This is a genomic window from Brevundimonas sp. GW460-12-10-14-LB2 (assembly GCF_001636925.1).
GTDB lineage: Bacteria > Pseudomonadota > Alphaproteobacteria > Caulobacterales > Caulobacteraceae > Brevundimonas > Brevundimonas vesicularis.
The window spans coordinates 3,079,601-3,098,029 of the sequence record NZ_CP015511.1 but is presented as its reverse complement, the minus strand read 5'-3'; the positions used below and the strand labels follow the sequence as shown (position 1 = coordinate 3,098,029).

The 18,429-nt window shown below is 66.9% G+C and carries 18 protein-coding genes; 11 read left to right on the top strand and 7 right to left on the bottom strand.

The window, feature by feature from the left end:
* Window positions 1-24: 24 nt before the first annotated feature.
* Entirely contained in the window at window positions 25-1,074 is a 1,050-nt protein-coding gene (locus A4249_RS15295; RefSeq protein WP_082854197.1) for a mechanosensitive ion channel family protein, read from the top strand.
* Here A4249_RS15295 and A4249_RS15290 read toward each other — a convergent pair.
* The gene (locus A4249_RS15290; RefSeq protein WP_066554200.1) at window positions 1,062-3,206 is read right to left on the bottom strand and encodes a malate synthase G; all 2,145 of its coding nucleotides are present in this window, start codon (window positions 3,204-3,206) and stop codon (window positions 1,062-1,064) included. The two genes, A4249_RS15295 and A4249_RS15290, sit on opposite strands and share 13 nt — an antisense overlap.
* Before the next feature lie 228 nt (window positions 3,207-3,434).
* On the opposite strand from A4249_RS15290, the gene A4249_RS15285 reads away from it, so the two are divergent.
* The gene (locus A4249_RS15285; protein WP_066554197.1) at window positions 3,435-3,809 is read left to right on the top strand and encodes a hypothetical protein; all 375 of its coding nucleotides are present in this window, start codon (window positions 3,435-3,437) and stop codon (window positions 3,807-3,809) included.
* Between the two features lie 18 nt (window positions 3,810-3,827).
* On the opposite strand, the gene A4249_RS16830 is transcribed toward A4249_RS15285, so the two are convergent.
* On the bottom strand, window positions 3,828-3,974 hold the full coding sequence (locus A4249_RS16830; protein WP_165113816.1) for a hypothetical protein: 147 nt from the start codon (window positions 3,972-3,974) through the stop codon (window positions 3,828-3,830).
* 200 nt (window positions 3,975-4,174) lie between these two features.
* Here A4249_RS16830 and A4249_RS15280 point away from each other — a divergent pair, with 200 nt between their 5' ends.
* From A4249_RS15280 to A4249_RS15265, 4 genes are all read left to right on the top strand, one after another.
* The gene (locus A4249_RS15280) at window positions 4,175-5,779 is read left to right on the top strand and encodes a hypothetical protein (protein ID WP_197458407.1); all 1,605 of its coding nucleotides are present in this window, start codon (window positions 4,175-4,177) and stop codon (window positions 5,777-5,779) included.
* Between the two features lie 31 nt (window positions 5,780-5,810).
* A complete protein-coding gene (locus tag A4249_RS15275; RefSeq protein ID WP_055806812.1) occupies window positions 5,811-7,454 on the top strand; it encodes a peptide chain release factor 3 in 1,644 nt (547 codons plus the stop codon).
* A 54-nt stretch (window positions 7,455-7,508) separates the two neighbouring features.
* Window positions 7,509-7,853, top strand: a complete 345-nt coding sequence (locus A4249_RS15270; protein ID WP_055806815.1) for a hypothetical protein — start codon at window positions 7,509-7,511, stop codon at window positions 7,851-7,853.
* Window positions 7,854-7,959: 106 nt separating this feature from the next.
* Entirely contained in the window at window positions 7,960-9,174 is a 1,215-nt protein-coding gene (locus tag A4249_RS15265) for a hypothetical protein (RefSeq protein WP_055806818.1), read from the top strand.
* A gap of 3 nt (window positions 9,175-9,177) precedes the next feature.
* Here the strand turns inward: A4249_RS15265 and cysQ are convergent, their stop codons facing one another.
* Window positions 9,178-10,005, bottom strand: a complete 828-nt coding sequence (gene cysQ / locus A4249_RS15260; RefSeq protein ID WP_017505648.1) for a 3'(2'),5'-bisphosphate nucleotidase CysQ — start codon at window positions 10,003-10,005, stop codon at window positions 9,178-9,180.
* A 96-nt stretch (window positions 10,006-10,101) separates the two neighbouring features.
* On the opposite strand from cysQ, the gene chpT reads away from it, so the two are divergent.
* The 3 genes from chpT to A4249_RS15245 all read left to right on the top strand — a co-directional run bounded on the left by chpT (window position 10,102) and on the right by A4249_RS15245 (window position 12,054).
* Window positions 10,102-10,773 carry a histidine phosphotransferase ChpT gene (gene chpT, locus A4249_RS15255; RefSeq protein WP_055806821.1) on the top strand — a complete coding sequence of 224 codons (672 nt, stop codon included), beginning with the start codon at window positions 10,102-10,104 and terminating at the stop codon, window positions 10,771-10,773.
* A gap of 91 nt (window positions 10,774-10,864) precedes the next feature.
* Entirely contained in the window at window positions 10,865-11,242 is a 378-nt protein-coding gene (locus A4249_RS15250) for a response regulator (protein WP_066554196.1), read from the top strand.
* Window positions 11,239-12,054: a CheR family methyltransferase gene (locus A4249_RS15245; protein WP_066554194.1), complete on the top strand. Its 816-nt coding sequence runs from the start codon at window positions 11,239-11,241 to the stop codon at window positions 12,052-12,054. The genes A4249_RS15250 and A4249_RS15245 overlap by 4 nt, the downstream gene beginning before the upstream one ends.
* Window positions 12,055-12,076: 22 nt before the next feature.
* Here A4249_RS15245 and cckA read toward each other — a convergent pair whose 3' ends face one another.
* The 4 genes from cckA to fliQ are packed head-to-tail and all read right to left on the bottom strand — an operon-like array spanning window position 12,077 to window position 16,285.
* Window positions 12,077-14,128, bottom strand: coding sequence for a cell cycle histidine kinase CckA (cckA, locus tag A4249_RS15240; RefSeq protein WP_066554191.1), 2,052 nt, complete (start codon window positions 14,126-14,128; stop codon window positions 12,077-12,079).
* A gap of 51 nt (window positions 14,129-14,179) precedes the next feature.
* Window positions 14,180-15,256 carry a flagellar biosynthesis protein FlhB gene (flhB, locus tag A4249_RS15235; protein ID WP_066554189.1) on the bottom strand — a complete coding sequence of 359 codons (1,077 nt, stop codon included), beginning with the start codon at window positions 15,254-15,256 and terminating at the stop codon, window positions 14,180-14,182.
* The gene (fliR, locus tag A4249_RS15230) at window positions 15,249-16,022 is read right to left on the bottom strand and encodes a flagellar biosynthetic protein FliR (protein WP_066554187.1); all 774 of its coding nucleotides are present in this window, start codon (window positions 16,020-16,022) and stop codon (window positions 15,249-15,251) included. The genes flhB and fliR overlap by 8 nt, the downstream gene beginning before the upstream one ends.
* Complete coding sequence (fliQ, locus tag A4249_RS15225; RefSeq protein ID WP_017505641.1) at window positions 16,022-16,285, bottom strand: flagellar biosynthesis protein FliQ; 264 nt, start codon at window positions 16,283-16,285, stop codon at window positions 16,022-16,024. The genes fliR and fliQ overlap by 1 nt, the downstream gene beginning before the upstream one ends.
* Window positions 16,286-16,584: 299 nt before the next feature.
* Between fliQ and folE the strand changes: the two genes are divergently transcribed.
* Window positions 16,585-17,169: a GTP cyclohydrolase I FolE gene (folE, locus tag A4249_RS15220; protein WP_055753859.1), complete on the top strand. Its 585-nt coding sequence runs from the start codon at window positions 16,585-16,587 to the stop codon at window positions 17,167-17,169.
* Between the two features lie 63 nt (window positions 17,170-17,232).
* Window positions 17,233-18,390: an acyltransferase family protein gene (locus A4249_RS15215; protein WP_066554182.1), complete on the top strand. Its 1,158-nt coding sequence runs from the start codon at window positions 17,233-17,235 to the stop codon at window positions 18,388-18,390.
* Window positions 18,391-18,429 lie beyond the last annotated feature (39 nt).

Here is an 18,429-nt window from a genome sequence, read left to right as displayed (position 1 = left end):
GTTCGTCGGACGCTCTAGGACGCAATGACCAATCCGATCCAGAAGCTGGACCTCGACACCATTGAGCAGTCGCAGATCGCCCGCATCGCCGGGATCAATCTGACGCTGGGCGGTCTGGTCAGCGCGGGCGTGATCCTGCTGATCGCCTTCGCCGCCCATTGGCTGGTGACGCGGTCGCTGCGCCGGGTGCGCGAGCGCTCGGACCGCAGCCGTCAGGCGATCTATCTGCTGGAGCGGCTGGCCGGCTACGGCATCATCGCGGTGGGCGTCATGTCGGCCCTGTCGGCGGCAGGGCTGAACCTGTCGTCCCTGACCGTCTTCGCCGGCGCGCTGGGCATCGGCGTGGGTCTGGGTCTGCAGGGCGTGGTCAAGGAGTTTGTCTCCGGCCTGTTCCTGATTTTCGACCGGATGGTATCGGTCGGCGATTATATCGAGATCGAGGACATCGGCATTCGCGGCGCCATCATGGAGATCGGCCCGCGCGCCACACGCGTCCGCACCAACGACAACGTCAATGTCCTGGTGCCCAACTCGCGCTTCATCGAACAGCCCGTCACCAACTGGACGATGAAGGGCGACACCCGCCGCATCCATGTGCCGTTCACCGTCGCCTATGGCTCGGACCGGGGACAGGTGCGCGATGCGGTTCTGGCCGCCGCCCGCGCCAGCCCCTTCACCCTGCCGGAGACGGAGGCCCGCAAGAGCCAGGTCTGGCTGGTGGCCTTCGGCGATCGGGGCCTATCGTTCGAACTGGTGGTCTGGCCGACGCGCGACGCCGTCAAACGCCCGGCGGCCATGCACGCGGCCTACACCTGGCTGATCGCCGATGCCCTGGATGCGGCGGGCGTCGAGGTGCCGGTGCCCCAGACCGATCTTCGCCTACGCACCGCCTTCGGCCTGGACGGCGAGGAGGCCTTGAAGCGCCTCGGCTACGGCGTCGGCTCGCCACCGCGACCGACCGGCCCGCAAAGCCCTGCCCGAACCGCCAACGACGCCGCCGACGATGTCATGGCCAACGATGAAGCGGAGATGCCGGAACCGCTCGCTCCGCCCAGGGCCCGTCAGACGGACTGAGCCGCCTTGGCCTTCAACCGCCAGGCATGCAGCAACGGCTCGGTATAGCCGTTCGGCTGATCGACGCCTTCGAACACCAGCGCCCGCGCCGCCTGATAGGCCAGACTGTTCTCCGGGTCCGCCGCCATCGGCCGATACAGCGGATCGCCCGCATTCTGACCATCGACCTTGGCCGCCATGCGCTGGAAGGCCGCCTCGACCTGATCGGCCGTACAGACCCCGTGCAGCAGCCAGTTGGCGATATGCTGCGAACTGATCCGCAGCGTCGCCCGGTCCTCCATCAGGCCGATGTCGTGGATGTCCGGCACCTTGGAACACCCCACCCCTTGGTCGATCCAGCGCACGACATAGCCCAGTATGCCCTGGGCGTTGTTGTCCAGCTCGGCCGCCACCTCGTCCTCGGACCAGTTGACGCCATTCGCCAGCGGCGGGGCCAGTAAGGCCTCCAGCCCCGGCGTCTCGCGCCCGGCGACATCCTTCTGAACCGCGAACACATCGACCGCATGATAGTGAAGCGCGTGCAGGGTCGCCGCCGTCGGCGAGGGGGTCCAGGCGGTGTTCGCGCCCGACTTCGGATGACCGATCTTGTGCTCCAGCATGTCCGCCATCCGGTCCGGCGCCGCCCACATTCCCTTGCCGATCTGGGCCTTGCCCGACAGGCCGCATTTCAGGCCGATGGCGACGTTTCTCTCCTCATAGGCCGCGATCCAGGCGCTGGACTTGATGTCCGCCTTTCGCACTACCGGCCCGGACTGCATGGCCGTATGGATCTCGTCGCCGGTGCGATCCAAAAAGCCGGTGTTGATGAAGACGATCCGGTCCTTCACCGCCTGGATGCAGGCCGCCAGATTGGCTGAGGTCCGCCGCTCTTCGTCCATGACCCCGACCTTGATCGCATGACGCGGCAGGGCCAGCAGATCCTCGACCGCATCGAACAGCCTGTCCGTGAAGGCGGCCTCTTCCGGCCCGTGCATCTTGGGTTTGACAATGTAGACAGAGCCCGTCGCGCTGTTGCCGAACCCGCCCAGACCTTTGATATCATACAGGGCGATCAGGCTGGTCACGATGGCGTCCATGATCCCCTCGGGCGCCTCCGACCCGTCCGCCAGACGAATGGCCGGGGTCGTCATCAGATGCCCGACATTGCGCACGAACAGCAGGCTGCGCCCCTTCAGGATCACCGAGGACCCGTCCGGCGCGGTCCACTGGCGATCCGGCTCCAAGGCGCGGGTCAGGGTCTCGCCGCCCTTCTTGAACGTCGCGGACAGGTCGCCGCGCATCAGACCCAGCCAGTTGCGATAGGCCTCGGCCTTGTCCGCCGCATCGACGGCCGCGACGGAATCCTCCAGATCGACGATGGTCGACAGGGCCGATTCCAGCACCACGTCCGCCAGCCCCGCCGCATCGCTGCGCCCCACCGGGTGGCTGCGGTCGATCACCAGTTCGATGTGCAGCCCGTTGTTGACCAGCAGGATCGAGGCGGGTGCGCTGGCCTCGCCCGTGAAGCCGACGAACTGTCCCGCATCCTTCAGCGCGGGCGACAGTGCGCCATCAACTACCGACCAGCCGGCGACATCCGTATGCGAACCCTCCGCCAACGGCGCCGCCTCGTCCAAAAAGGCCTTGGCCCGCGCGACGACCCGCGCGCCGCGCGCCGCGTCATAGCCGCCGCCGGCCGGCAGGTCGCCCAACGCATCCGTGCCGTAAAGCGCATCATAAAGGCTGCCCCACCGCGCATTGGCGGCGTTCAGCAGAAAGCGGGCGTTCAGCACAGGCACGACCAACTGCGGCCCGGCCATGCGTGCGATCTCGGCGTCCACGCCTTCGGTCCCAACGGTGAACGGCGCCGGCACCTCGACCAGATAGCCGATCTTTTTCAGGAAGGCCTGCGACGCCGCCACATCATACGGCTGGCCCCGCCGCGCCCGATGCCAGTCGTCAATCTGGGCCTGCAAGGCGTCGCGTCGCGCCAGCAGCGCCCGGTTCTCGGGCGCGAACCGCTCGAAGATCGCCGCCGCCCCGCTCCAGAAGGCCGTCGCATCAAGCCCCAGCCCTGGCAGTACATCCTGCTCGATCAGGGCGATCAGTTCGCTGGCGATCTTCAGCCCGGCGCGATCTTCATGGGTCGTCATGACGGCCTCTCTCCGGCGCGACGCCGGCCTGTAACAATGCGTGATCAGGTAAGCTGAGGCCGCACATTGGCGCAAGGGTAACGTCGCGTCATCGCCGTCGCTTTTCTTACAAGGCGACGGCCGGCTGGTCAGAAACTCTTAACCGCGTCCGTGAACGGGACTGCAAGCGGCGGCGCCTATTGTGAGCTTACGGACGAACTCGCGTCCGGCCAGTCGAGCGTCTCGCCCATGCTGTTTCTTCTGAACGATGTCGTGTTCGACCTGGACGAGGCCTGCCCGGTCACGCCCGCCGACGCGCGCCGGTTCGAGAAGCTGGGTCTGGACTATCTGCTGGAACTGGGTTGCGAACTGTTCGCCGAGGACCCGCTGCTTCACCGCAACGATCCCGAACGCGCCCGTCGCCTGGCCTGGCTGATCGCCGAGCGCAGCCCGGACGTGAACGCCGCCCTGTTCGCGGCGCCGGCACCCGCCTGCAATCCCGACCTGGTCGAGCCGCGTTTCTGCACCCTGCCCGAACAGGTGATGCGCCAGCTTCAGTCCAAGGGCCGTCGCCTCGACGCCGTCTCTGCCGACCGCGCCGTTTGGAACCGCCTGGCCGCCTGATCGCGGCCTGAAACGCCGTCAGAAGACGGCGTTGAACACCACATGGACCAGCGTCGCCACGGCTACGATAAAGCCGAAGCCGACGACCAGCCCCACCGCCGGATGCAGCGGCGCCCGCTCACGCGGCGCATGGGCGATACGGTCTTGAGGATGGATGACAGCCATCGTCCTTGTCCTTTCCCTATTATCCCGGATCGATCCGGGAGGGGAGCGTCGGACTCTGACGGCCTGATCGTCTCCTCCAGAACCGAGCATGACTCCGATAGCCCTTCGTGGCGAGGGGTTATTTTACGTGGACCAATCGGCTGGACGTCGGCGCGTGGAAGTTGCACCTTCGCCCTCACGGGATGTTCGGGACTGATTGTATGAGTTCGAAGCTGGTAACCTGCGCCATTTCGGCGGTGGGATCGATTGTGTTTGCCGCAATGGCTCAGCCAGCACGGGCGGACTGGCTGCGGGCCGAAAGCGAACGCTTCATCGTCTATAGCGACGGCGGCGAGCGCGCCCTGCGCGATTACGTCCAAAAACTCGAGATTTTCGATCGTGTCATGCAGGTCCGACACGGCGGCTCGATCTCGGATGAGCCGCAGCGCAAAATGCCGATCTATCTCGTCGGCGGTCGCCGAGGCCTGACGCGTGTGCACCCGCAGAGCGGTGAAAACACGATGGGCACCTACTTCCCGACGGAAGAGGATATCTTTGCGGTCGCCATCAGAGGCGACGGCGACGGCGGGATGTCGGGCGACGACATCCTGATGCACGAATACGCCCACCACTTCATGCTGGGCAACTTCCCCGGATCCTACCCGGCGTGGTTCGTCGAAGGCTTTGCCGAATACTACATGACCGCAGACATCGACGTCCGAGATCGGAAAGTTCAGCTGGGCCAGTTCAACCAGAACCGCGCCTACTGGATTATGGCGGAAACCTGGATCCCGCTTGATGTCCTGCTGACCAAGCGTCCGGGTGAAGTTCGATCCGAGAGTCAGAAAGCGACCTACTATCCGATCGCCTGGCTGCTGACCCACTGGTTCATCAGCGATCCTGCGCGCCTGGAGCAGTTGGAAGACTATCTGAAGCGCGTTTCGGGCGGTGAGGACTCCGTAGCTGCGATGGAGGCTTCCACTGGCATGTCGCTTCGTGACCTTCAGGTCGCGCTTCGACGCTACACCCGTGGTCGCCTGATGGGCAGAACGCTCAGCGGCCAGTTCCCAACGGCCGACATCGTCGTCACGCGACTGTCGCCCGCCGCCGATGATCTCCTGCTCATCAATCAACGGCTCAAGATCGGCGTCCCTGACGAAGATCGCCAGGCCTTGGGCCAAGAGGTCGCCAGGCTGGCGGCCCGGCATGGCGACGATCCCTTGGCCTTGCTCGCAGCCGGCCATGCCGGTCTCCATTTCGGCGATCGCGCCGCTGGCGAACGTGCGCTTCAACGCCTGCTGGAAATCAATCCGAACCATGTCGAAGCCCTGCAGTTCCTGGCGCAGGAGCGGCTCAAACAAGCGCGCGAGGCCGAAGACGACGACCAGGCTCAGGCGCTGCGCGTCCAGGCGCGCGGCTATCTCTCTCGCGCCTATGCAGCCGGTCAGAACGACTACCGCACCCTTATGCTGATGTCCGAACTCCGTCGGACCCAGCCCGGCTATCCTAACGAAAACGATTTGCTGACCCTGGGCCTGGCGCTGGATCGCGCCCCTCAACTGGCGGCGGTGCGCTTCCCCTATGCGGACGCCCTGGTGAAAACCGGCAAGCCGGAAGAGGCGATCGCGGTGCTGAAACCGGTGGCTAACAATCCGCACGGCGGCGCCGCTTCCATCTTCGCAAGCGGCATGATCGCCGCCATCGAAAAGGGCCAGGCCTTGCCGGAGATCACGCAAGACGCCGAAGCGCCTCAGATCAGCGAGCCGGAGCCGGAAACCCCTCCGCAAACACCCTCTGAATCCGCCCCATCTCCCGCCAACGAGTGACTTTCGGCGCGCGGCAGGGTAGTCGCGCGCCATGTCTTCCTTGACCCTGCCTGAAGAAGCGGCGCGCCGCCGGACCTTCGCCATCATCGCCCACCCGGATGCGGGCAAGACGACCCTGACCGAGCATATCCTGTTGGCCGGCGGCGCCATTCGTGCGGCCGGCGCGGTGCGGGCGCGCGGCGAGAACCGCCGCACCCGTTCGGACTGGATGAAGATCGAGAAGGAGCGCGGCATCTCGGTCAGCGCCTCGGTCATGACGTTCGAGCACGACGGCAAGATGTTCAACCTGCTCGATACGCCCGGGCACGAGGACTTCTCCGAAGACACCTATCGCACCCTGACCGCCGCCGACTGCGCCATCATGGTGCTGGACGCCGCCAAGGGGATCGAGCCGCAGACGCTGAAGCTGTTCGAGGTCTGCCGCCTGCGCGACATCCCGATCATCACCTTCATCAACAAGCTGGACCGCGAGGCCCAGGACCCGATGGCTCTGCTGGACGACATCGCGTCACGCCTTCAGCTGGACCCCGCCCCGATCTGGTGGCCGGCCGAGAGCGGCAATCGCCTGCGCGGCATGGTCGAGGTCGGAACCGGCCGGTTCCAGCCCTATACCCGCAAGGCCGCCGGTTCAGCCGAGGATCCCGAACACCCCCCCGCCCTGCCGCTGGACCAGGCGGCCCGGTATTTCGAGGCGGGCGAGCAAGACAACCTTGCCGAGGCCGTCGAACTGGTCGAGGGCGGCTATCCGGCATTCGACCGCCAGGCCTTCCTGGAAGGTCACATGACCCCGGTACTGTGGGGATCGGCGCTTCGCCACTTCGGCATCGACGAACTGCTGAAGGCCATCGGCGACTGGGCCCCGGCGCCCAAGGTCATGAAGGCCAAAAAGGAATCCCCACCCGAGACCCGCAACGCCCCCGCCCCTGTCGAGACTGAGGTCGAACCGGGATCCAACGAGGTCACCGGCTTCGTCTTCAAGGTTCAGGCGAACATGGACCCCAACCACCGCGACCGGATCGCGATGTTCCGTATGGCGTCGGGCGCCTTCAAGCGCGGCATGAAGCTGAAGGTGCAGAACACCGGCAAGTCCCTGTCGGTCAATGCGCCGATTATGTTCTTCGCCTCGGATCGGGAACTGGCCGACGACGCCTTCGCCGGCGACGTGATCGGCATTCCGAACCACGGCGTGCTGCGCGTCGGCGACAGCCTGTCGGAGAGCGGCGTGGTCCGTTTCGCCGGCCTGCCGAACTTTGCGCCGGAAATCCTGCAACGGGTTCGCGTGAAGGATCCCCTGAAGGCCAAACACCTGAAGAAGGCGCTGGAAGGTCTGGCCGAGGAAGGCGTGACCCAGCTGTTCCGTCCCGAAATCGGCTCGGACTTCATCGTCGGCGCCGTGGGCCAGCTGCAGTTCGAGGTCATGGCCGACCGTCTGGGCGAGGAGTACGGCCTGGACGTGGTCTTCGAACCCTCCCCCTACGCCGAGGCGCGCTGGATCGCTCCAGGCGCGGAGGGCTCCGACGCGGACGTCGAGGACTTCAGCGGCAAATATCGTCCCCAGATGGCGCGCGACATCGACCAGGCCCCGGTCTTCCTGGCCAAGTCGAGCTGGGAAACCGGCTATGTCGGCGAACGCTTCCCCAAGATCGCCTTCACCAAGACGAAGGAGCGCGGCTAAGGCCGGCGCCGCAAACGACTTCCTTTGGTCACGCAGCTGAGCCATTCTGAGGTCATGTCGACGCTTCTCGCCCTCGCCAGCACCGTCTTTATGCTGCAGGCCGCCCCTTCCGTGGGGTTGGTTTCGTATGAGGAGGCGGTGCGCTGTGCGGGCCTGACCCAGGCCGCGTCGGAGCTTGAAGGCGGCGAGAGCGCCCAGGGGCGGCGGCTGTATGACGCCGCGCTCTACTGGTCCCTTGCGGCCATGCAGGCCGCGACGGCGGCGGGCAAGGCGGCGCCGGCCGCCGAGGCCGATCAGACCCGCGCGCGCATCGCCGCAGTGCGTCAGCTCAACGCCGATGCGCCCGAGGCGCGCGCCAACCTGCAACGCTGCCAGCAGAAGACGCCGAAACTCGACTAGGTCGCCGGCTTAAGGCCAAGCCGAACCGCATTCCCGGCGCTGCGTTTGCATTGGACGCCGCAGGTGACGCAGTCTGCGTCCCGAAGCGGGATAACCGAGGTCCAGCATGTTCGAATTCGGCCGTGATCTTCGAAAACTCTTCGCCCAGGCGCGAGAGAGCGAAGACTTGGGCTGGGTCGAACTGATCGGCGCGGATTTGCTGCGCGCCGAGGCGAGACGCGAAGCCACGGACGCCGGACGCGTCTCCTGCGCCCGTCCCTTCGAGACCGAGAACCGCGCCTGCGCCCTGTGGCGTGAACACGCCCGGCGCACCGGCGCCGCCGACAGTCTGGACCGGGCCGAACGCTGCGCAGACAGCCTGGCGCGTTCAGCGGTGGGCGAGGATCAGATCGCGCGGGCGGCCATGGCCAAGGCGGCGGTGCTGATGCTGCGCTTTGATCTGTGCGGCGATCCCGCCCGTCTGGATCGCGCGGCGACGACCCTTGCGGCGGTCGGACAGCCGCGCAGCCGACGCATCGCGATCAGCATGGCCGCGCTTCACGCCCGGCTGACGGTCCGCACCGCCCGGCTGAGCGGCGACATCGCCCGCCTTCATCAGGCGGCTGTCTTGATGGATGAGGCGGTGCGCAGAGACGACGCCGAGGACATGGATCTGCGTATGGATCGCGCGGCCCTGTCGCTGGAAATGGGCGTGGTGCAGCGCGACGTGCATCTTCTGGATCAGGCCGGCCGCGACCTGGGCGCCCTGGTCGAGGCCGCATCCCCTGACCATCGCCCCCTGACCCGCGCCCGCGCCCTGGCTCTATGCGGCGCTGGCCTGTCGGCCTTGGCCGCCATCGCGGGGCATGACGAGGCCCGCAATCAGGGGCGGATCATGTTCGACGCCGCCGCCGATCAGTTCACGCCGGATCACAGCCCGCTGGATTGGGCCGCGATCCAGGTGCTTCGCGTCGGCGACGACGCCCAGCCGCTGATGCTGCTGACCCAGGCGGAGGCCCTGACGCAGGGCGGCGAACTGATCATCGGCGCCCTGGCGCGCGAGCGGCGCATCACGCGTGAGGTGGCACTGGCAGAGGCGGTCAAGAACCTGACCGCCCTGATGACGCTGGAGACCCGGTTGCGGGCGCGCATGGCGACGGCGACGCCGCTCGACTGGGCCGCCGATCAGATCGGCATGGCCGAGATCATGCTGGCGCGGCATCGGCTTGGCGGCGTCGTCCCGACCGATCTGGGGCTGATCCTGGGCGAGGCGGCGATGACGGCCCGGGAAATGGGCGTCGACGCCCTCGCCGACCGCGCCGAGGCGTTGTTGAGGTCCTAGACCTCAGCCGCCCATGGCGACGAAGGCCCCGTTCAGGAACCGCGTCTTGCCATAGGCCATCCGCTGCCCGTCATCGGCCAGAACCCGTCCGCCGGCGGCTTCCAACACCGCCTGGCCTGCTGCGGTGTCCCATTCCGAGGTCGGACCGGTGCGCGGATAGGCGTCGAACCGCCCCTCGGCGATCAGGCAGAACTTCAGCGACGAATCCGTCCCCTGCCAGCGCGAGCAGCCGTGACGGGCGGCCAGACGCGTCGCCTCTTCGTCGGTGACGCTGTGGCTCAGCAGGGCCATGCCTTCCTGCGGCCGGTCGCGCACCCGGATCGGACGCCAGTCCTCGCCCGAATGCGCCTCGCCGGCCTGAAGGGCGCCGAACTGACGCCGAAAGGCGCCGCCCTCGGGCTTGTCGGTGCGCCAGGTCGTCGCCGTCGCCGGCGCCGTCACCACGCCCGCGACCGGATAGCCGTCATGGATCAGGGCGATATTGACGGTGAAGGCCTCGCCGCCGCGCACGAAGCCGCGCGTGCCGTCCAGCGGATCGATCAGCCAGAACCAGTCCTCGGCGGTTTCAGGCGCGCCATCGGCCGACACGGCTTCCTCCGCCACCGTCTGCACGCCCGGATACAGGGCCGCCAACCGTTCCAGGATCAGGGCTTCGGCCGCCCGGTCGGCCTGGGTCACCGGGCTGTCGTCGGACTTGGTCTCGACCGCCGTGCCTGCGCGCCAATAGGGCAGGATCAGCCGCGCGGCCTCCTCTGCGATCTCGGCGATGGCCAGGGACAGCGCGCCGGACGTCAGATCGCGCTCAAGAGCAGGTGTGGAAGAGGTCGTCATTGGCGGGTCGATAGACCATCCGGGCGGTTCCATGAACCGGCAAATCACTCCAACTTCGCGCGCGACACGAACTGTGACCTGAGCGCGCCAGACATCATGACCTCCCCCCACGACACAGACGCCGCTCCGCTGGACCTTCCGGTCGATGGGACGGAGCTGGCGACCTATATCGCGGCCAAGCTGTGCCATGACTTCATCAGCCCGTCGGGCGCCATCGTCTCGGGCCTCGACCTGATGCAGGACCCGACAGCTCAGGACATGCGCGACGACGCCCTGGCCCTGATCGAGCAGAGCGCCAGGAAGATGGTCGCCCTGGTTCACTTCGCTCGCGTCGCCTTCGGCGCCGCCACCACCAGCGAGAAGTTCACAGCCCGCGAGATCGAAGGCCTGGTGTCCGGCATGGTCCAGGGGGGCCGCGCCTCGCTCGACTGGCGCATCGCCGACGGCGAGTTCACCAAGCCCCAGGCCCGCGCCCTGACCAACCTCGCCTATCTGACCGTCGGCGCCCTGCCGATGGGCGGCGTCGCCACCATTCAGTCGCGGGTGGAAAACGGCCTGCTCTATCTGGAAGGCTTCGCCGAGGGCGCCCGCGCCCGGCTGAAGCCCGAGGCCGTCACGGGTCTGGCCGGCGAACGCCTGGTCGAGGGCCTGGCCGGTCAATGGATCCAGCCCTACTGGCTGTGGCTGACCGTGAACGAGGCCGGCGGCGCTCTACGCGTCAAGGTTGAAGACGGAAAGGTCGCACTGGTCGCGCGAATGCCTGCCTGAGGCGTTTCCAAACGACTCATTAACTGGCGTTTGAGATAAAAACAGTCCATGCGCCACGGGCGAAAGCCGTCGTGTCATTGAGGGATCGACCTTGGACTTCCGAACCTGCCTGATCGTCGACGACAGCCGCATCATCCGCAAGGTTGCGCGCCGCATCGTCGAGGGCCTGGGCTATGAGGTCGATGAGGCGGCGGACGGCTCCGAAGCCCTGGCCTATTGCACCGGCGCCATGCCCGACGTCCTGCTGGTGGACTGGAACATGCCCGTGATGGACGGGATCACCTTCCTGCGTCGCCTGCGCGCCATGCCGGGCGGCAGGCAACCCAAGGTGCTGTTCTGCACGATCGAGACCCGCCCCGAGCGGATCGCCGAAGCCCTGGCCGCCGGCGCCGACGACTATGTGATGAAGCCGTTCGACGGCGAAATCCTGCAGTCCAAGCTGACGGAGGTCGGAGCGATCGCCGCATGACCCCAGAGGACTTCGACAAGCTGCAGTCCCTTCTCGCCACCCGCGCCGGCTATCGGCTGTCGCGGGATCGGATCCACCTGGCTGAACACCGGCTGGGTCCGATCGCGCGGCGTGAGGGCTACGCCAATGTCGAGGCTCTGCTGACGAACCTGTGGGCCAATCCGGTCGCCTCGCTGGCCTGGTCGGTGATCGAGGCCCTGCTGAACGCCGAGACCTGGTTCCGTCGCGACCGCACCCCCTTCCGCATTCTCGAAACCGAACTGCTGCCGGCCCTGTCCAAGGCGCGGCCCGACGGACGGATCAAGATCTGGTCGGCCGGCTGCTCGACCGGCCAGGAGGCCTGGTCCATCGCCATGACGGCCAGGGAGATCGGCGTCGATGTCGATCTGGTCGCCACCGACCTGTCGCAACGCGCGATCGAGAAGGCGCGCTCGGGCCTCTATACCGGCTTCGAGATTCAGCGCGGGCTTACGGCCAAGACCATGCTGCGCTGGTTCGAACCGCGGGAAGACCAGTGGATCGTCAAGGCCGAACTGGCCGACGCCGTGCGTTTCGGTCGCGCCAACCTGCTGGACGAACCGACCGATGACGCCCGTTTCGACGTCATCTTCTGCCGCAATGTCATGGCCGATATGGAGCCGTCGCGCCGGGCGCGTCTTCTCGACGGGCTGGAGCGCCGCCTGGTCGATGACGGGTGCCTGCTTCTGGGCGTGGACGAAAGTCTGGAAGGCGAGACGGTCGCCTTCCGCGCCGTGAACGGCCGCCGGGGCCTTTATGTCAAGGCGCCGTCCGCGCTTCGCCGCGCGGCCTGACCCCCGCCCTTCATGCGGGCGATCAGCCCGCGTGCAGCTCCTGCTTCACCCGTTCGGCCAGGGTCTTGATGTCCAGCGGCTTGGGCAGGAAGGACACACCCGTCTCGTCCTGCAGCAGGTCCGAGAAGTCGCTCTCGGCATAGCCCGAGATGAACATGACCGGCGCGTCGCCCAGATATTTGCGCGCCTTCTTCAGCAAGGACGGCCCGTCCAGCCCCGGCATGATGACGTCGGAGATCATCATGTCGATCTGGCCGGCGTGTTCCTCGGCCAGCAGCAGGGCCTCCTCGCCGTCGGCGGCCTCGATCACCTCATAGCCGCGCTGGCGCAGCAGCCGGGCGGCGATGCCGCGCACGGCGTCCTCGTCCTCGACGAACAGGATGCGGCCGGCGCCCGACAGGTCGCGCGGCGCCTTGGCCTTGACCTCGACCGGCTGAACCTCGGCCAGTTCCGCCTCGCCCGCCGCCGGCAGGAAGATGCGGAAGGCGGCTCCAGCCCCCTCGATATTGCTGACGGTGATATGGCCGCCCGCCTGCTGCACGATGCCATAGACGGTGGCCAGGCCCATGCCGGTGCCCTCGTTCACCGCCTTGGTGGTGAAGAAGGGTTCAAAGATCTTGTCCGCCAGTTCGGGCGGCACGCCGGGTCCGGTGTCCGACACCTCGATCAGGGCCACCTCGTCCGTCGGCGCATCGACCCAGCCCAGGGCTCGCGCCTCGTCGCCCGTCAGGCGGCGCGTGGCGATGGTGACGACGCCGGCGCCCGGTTCGACCACGCCGCGCATGGCGTCGCGCGCATTGACGGCCAGGTTCATCACTGCCGTCTCCAGCTGCGACTTGTCGGCCAGCACGATCGGCAGGTCGCGTCCGTAGTCGGTCTCCAGCCGCACGTCCTCGCGCAGCAGCCGCCGCAGCAGGATGGCGAACTCGCCGACCAGTTCGCCAAGGTCCAGCCGCTCGCGCCGCACCGTCGACTTGCGCGAGAAGGCCAGCAGCTTGCGCACCAGATCCGCCGCGCGAATGGCCGTCTGACGGATCTCGTTCAGACCCTCGTACGAAGGATCGCCCACGGGGTGCCGTTCCAGCAGACCCGACAGCTGAAGCTGGATCGCCGTCAGCAGATTGTTGAAGTCGTGCGCCACGCCCCCGGCCAGCTGGCCCACCGCCTGCATCTTCTGGGCCTGGTTGAGCTGAAGCTCCATCGACTTCTGACCCGAGACGTCGAACAGCCAGATCCGCCGCTTGTCGCCCTCGGGCGCCACATACAGATGCAGCATCTTGTCGGGGTAGGCCCGCGCGACCAGTTCGATCGGGCCCGACGATCCGCCCGCCAGCTTCAGCCGCGCCTCGGCGATTCCGCCCGGATCGAACAGATGACCAAAGGCTGCATCGCGCGCCGCCCCCGGTCCGGTCAGAACGGCAAGCGCCGGATTGGCCTCTTCCGCGCGGCCGGAAAACAGGTCGTCGCCGCCGATCACGGCCGAGCCGAACGGCGCCCCGGCGGCCATGGCCCGCGCCTCGCCGGTCGCTGCGGCGGCCGGCGTGTGGACGGGCGCGGCGGCGATGGGCAGGACGGCGTCCGGCGCCGCGCGCATCAGGAACCTGCCCTCGCCCGTCTTTCCATCGCCGATCTGGCCGATGACGACCTCGACCTCGCGCTGTCCAATCATGACGATGGCGCGGCCCGGCTCGCCTTTGCGCGCCTGGGCGAAGGCCATGTAGAGGGCCTGGGCCGACTTGCCGCGCGGCAGGGCGCCGGTCGCGCCATTGGCCTCGGACCAGGCGGCGTTGAAGGCCAGGATCTGTCCTGAATCCCAGACCAGCGCCGCCGGTTCGGCCATGGCGTCCAGCACCTCGATGGCCGCATCGCTGCTCGGCTTGGCGTCCGCCGCCCGGCGGAAGCCGAACAGACCGATCAGGGCGATCGCGCCCACGGTCAGGATCAGCACCAGTCCCGGCGCCGAGGTCGGGTTGGCGCGAAACGCCGGATAGGCCAACGCCGCAATCGCCGCCACGACGCCGAACGCCATCACGCCGGACAACAGGTCGAACGAAGGGCGGCGGGTGGACGTCATACAGCCTCGCGAATCAGTGTTGCGATCATACGCCCAAATCCTGACGCCGCCTTACCGGCGCTTACGGGACTGGAAGACGAAGCCGATGATCTTGGCGGCGGCGTCGAAATGTTCGCGCGGAATAACCTCGTCCACCTCGACGGTGGCGTACAGGGCGCGCGCCAACGGCACGTTCTCGACGATCGGCACGCCGTGCTCGGTCGCCACTTCGCGGATGCGCAGGGCCAAGGCGTCGACGCCCTTGGCCACGCAGATCGGCGCCCCGTCGCCCTGATCCGGCTCATAGCGCAGGGCGACCGAATAGTGGGTCGGGTTGGTCACGATGACGGTGGCCTTGGGCACATTGGCCATCATCCGCTGGCGGCTGCGCTGCATGCGGATCTGCTTCAGCTTGGCCTTGATGTGCGGGTCGCCTTCGGACTGTTTGAAGTCTTCCTTCAGCTCTTCCTTGGTCATGCGCATCCGCTTGGCGAAGCGCATCTTCTGCCAGATGAAGTCGGCTCCGGCCGTGGCGCCCAGCAGGATGATCGAGGCCACGAACAGCGAGATCGCCATGTCGCGCGCCAGCGGCAGGATCGCCAGCGGGCTGATCGCGGCCATGTTCTCGAACTCGCGCAGATGCGGCTTCAACACCATCCAGCACACGGCGCACACGGCGATCAGCTTCAGGAAGGTCTTGACGAACTGCGCCAGGCCGTCGGGGCCGAAGATGCGTTTGAACCCCTGCATCGGACTGACCGCCGACCATTTGGGCTTCAGCTTTTCGGCCGTGAAGATCAGGCCTGACTGGGCGACATTGCCCCCGACTCCGCCCAGGATGGTCGCCAGCATGACGGCTCCCAAAAAGGGCGCCACGGCCCAGACGGCGCGCACCATGATCTGGTTGCCCGCGCCCGAGTTCAGCACCCCCAGCATCTCGTGCGGGGCGGCGATGAAGGGCAGCATCTGTTCGGCGATGGACGAGGCGAACCAGCCTCCCCCCATCAGGATCACCGCCGCCGCCCCCGCCAGCGACAGCACCTGGGCGACGTCGGGCGACTTGGCCGCATCGCCCTTCTTTCGGGCGTCCTCAAGCTTTCGCGGGGTCGCCTCTTCGGTTTTCGACTCGGGATCCGCGCCTTCAGCCACCAGGGCCTCCCAGCACGAAATACTCCGCCAGACGGCGGTAGCGGTCGATGAAGAGGGTGCCCAGCGCACCCAGACTCAGCGCGAAGATCGACAGGCCCAGGATCACGCTCAAGGGCGCGGCGGCGAAATAGACCTGGAACGACGGCATGACCCGCGCCACCAGGCCGGACGCCAGGTTGAAGATCAAAGCAAAGACCAGCACCGGCGCCGACAACTGCACCCCCAGCATAAAGCTGTCGCCCAGGGTCCGCACGGCCATCTGGGTGAAGTCGGCCATCATCAGCGGCTGGGCCGGCGAGATCAGCCGATACGAGCCCACCATGCCGGCGATGAACAGGTGGTGGGTGTCGGTGGCGAACAGCAGCGTCACCCCCAGCAGGGCCAGAAAGGCGGCGATGGTCGAACCCGGCTGAGCCTGCATCGGATTGGCGGTCTGGGCGAAGCTGAGCGTCGTCTGCAACGACACGATCTCGCCCGCTGTCGCCAGGGCGCTCATGAACATGCGCAGCAGCAGGCCGATCATCAGGCCCACGACCACCTCGCGGATGATCCACCCGACCATCAGCCCCATGCTGTCCGGCAGGCCCGGCAGCGAACCGCGCACCACCGGCCACAGCGCCAGACTGATGACCAGCGCCAGCGACAATCGCACGCGCGGGGGCACATAGGCCTCGCCAAAGCCGGGGATCAGCATCAGGATCGCCGCGATCCGGGCGAAGATCAGCCCCCCGGCCCAGACCTGATCAGCGGTCGCATAAGCGTCCACTACATCCCCGCGATGCGGGCCGCGATCTGGCGCATGAAGCCGCCCAACAGGGCGCCCATCAGCGGCAGGAACAGAATCAGGCTGACGAAGATGGCGATGATCTTGGGCGCATAGATCAGGGTCTGTTCCTGAATCTGCGTCAGGGCCTGAAACAGGCCGATCACCACGCCGACCACCAGCCCGACCAGCAGCACCGGAAGGCACAGCTGGATCGTCAGCCAGATGGCGTCGCGCCCGACGTCCAGAACTTCCGCGCCGTTCATCGGCTGCTCCCCGCAAACTACTGGGCAGAAAATGCCGACAGGATGGTTAACAGGCCGCTAACCACACGCGTCTTCGCGCAGACCTGACCATGGAAAAATCTCGTCGGCGGCCTTGAACGGCGCCGCTTCGATGCCGACTTCCCCGCCTTCGCCTTGGGGAGCGCCAGCCATTCGATTTCAGACGAATTAGACGAATTAGACTCTCTTTTTCCGACTCCACCGTCTGAACGCGCGTCCGCCTCGTAATGGGACGGCTCGCCCTCTCCCCTTCCCTCAAGCGCTCCGCTATCTAGGCCGCCATGACCGACGCCCCCGCCTCCAAAGTCTCCCAGGCCGACGCCGAAGCCGCCGTCCGCACCCTGATCGAATGGGCCGGCGACAACCCGGACCGCGAAGGTCTGCTGGAAACCCCCGCCCGCGTCGCCAAGAGCTACCGCGAGCTTTTCCAGGGCTATGAGGTCGATCCGCTCTCCTATCTGGAGAAGACCTTCGAGGAGACCGGCGGCTACGACCAGCTGGTCGTGCTGAAGGACATCCGCTTCGTCAGCTTCTGCGAGCACCACATGCTGCCGGTCGTGGGCAAGGCGCACGTCGCCTATCTGCCGACGGACCGCGTCGTCGGCATCTCCAAACTGGCTCGCGTCGTGCGCGGCTTCGCGCGGCGCCTGCAAATCCAAGAGAAGATGACCTCCGAGATCGCCGAGGCCATCCAGACCGTGCTGAAGCCGCACGGCGTCGGCGTGGTCATCGAGGCCGAACACAGCTGCATGACCCTACGCGGCGTCAATGCGCCGGGCGCCAGCCTGTCGACCAGCCATCTGATCGGCGTCGTCCGCGACGACCCCCGCACCCGCGAGGAGTTCATGCGTCTGGTGCTGTCGTGATGTTCGCCTGACAGGCGAACTGGCCCGACGCTTGCGGTGGAGGGATCAAAGGAGGCGCTGACGATGCCCTGGTCCCTGATTTCGACCCGCAATGAGACAGTTCAGATCGCCCGCGGCGGCTGGCTGGACGCGCTGCGTTTCATCGTGGCCTTCCTGATCATCCTGCATCACTTCCAGGCCGCAGGGCCCGAGCCGCTCGCCCATCTGATCAATCCGATCTTCGAACGCGGCGGCTTCCTGCTGACCAACTTCTTCCTGATCGACAGCGGCTATGTGCTGATGCGCGTCTATGGCGCGGCGGTGGACAAGGGTCGAATGTCGCCCGGCGACTTCTTCCTGAAGCGGTTCCTGCGCGTCGTCCCCGCGCATCTGATCATGGGTTTGTCGCTAGTCGGCTTCGTGCTGCTGGCGACCGCCGCCGGCTCGCCGCCCCGCAATCCCGAATGGTTCGCCTGGGATCAGTTGCCGGCTCAGCTGCTGCTGCTGCAATCCTATGGCGTGCACGGCGGCCTGGGCTGGAACGCCCCGACCTGGTCAATCTCGGCCCTGATTGGCTGCTATCTGGCCTTCCCCTGGATCATTCGCGGCCTGATGCGTCTGGGTCCGTGGTCGGCCCTGGCCGTCGGTGTCGGCGTCTATCTGATCGCCAACCAGCTGTGCTGGTCGTTCCTCGGCTATCCCGTCTATCAGATGCCGATGCGCTACGGCATCATCCGCGCCCTGCCGCTGTTCTTCCTGGGCATGTGCCTAGCCTGGTTCGCCCAGAAGGTCTGGATCGCCCCGCGCCTGGCCGGATGGGCCGGGGTGCTGGCCGCCGTCGGCTTCTTCGCGCTTCAGCTTCACGACAAGCACGCCCTCGTCGCCCTGACCCTGATCTCGATCATCATCCTGGCCGCCGGCGCCGTGCCTGTGACCAAGCCTTCGAAGTGGGTGGAGACCGCCGCCATGGTCTCCTTCTCCATGTTCATCTCCAACGAGGTGGTCCGCATCGTCTGGTTCGGCGTGGTCAATGCGGTCGAGGCGCGCGTCGCCTTGCCCCTCTTTGTTCAATGGGGCCTGTGGGGCCTGGGCGTCGTGGCGGCGGTCGCCTTCGCCTTCGCCTTCCACTTCGCGATCGATAATCCGATCCAGACCCGCATCCGCGCCTGGCTGAAGCGTCGCAGCGCCCGGCGCGGCAAGGCGCAACCCAAGCTCGGCCCGGTCATCTCCATCGACGGCTGATCGCCAGCGATCCTCGACCCCAAGGTCGCCTTGGCGACC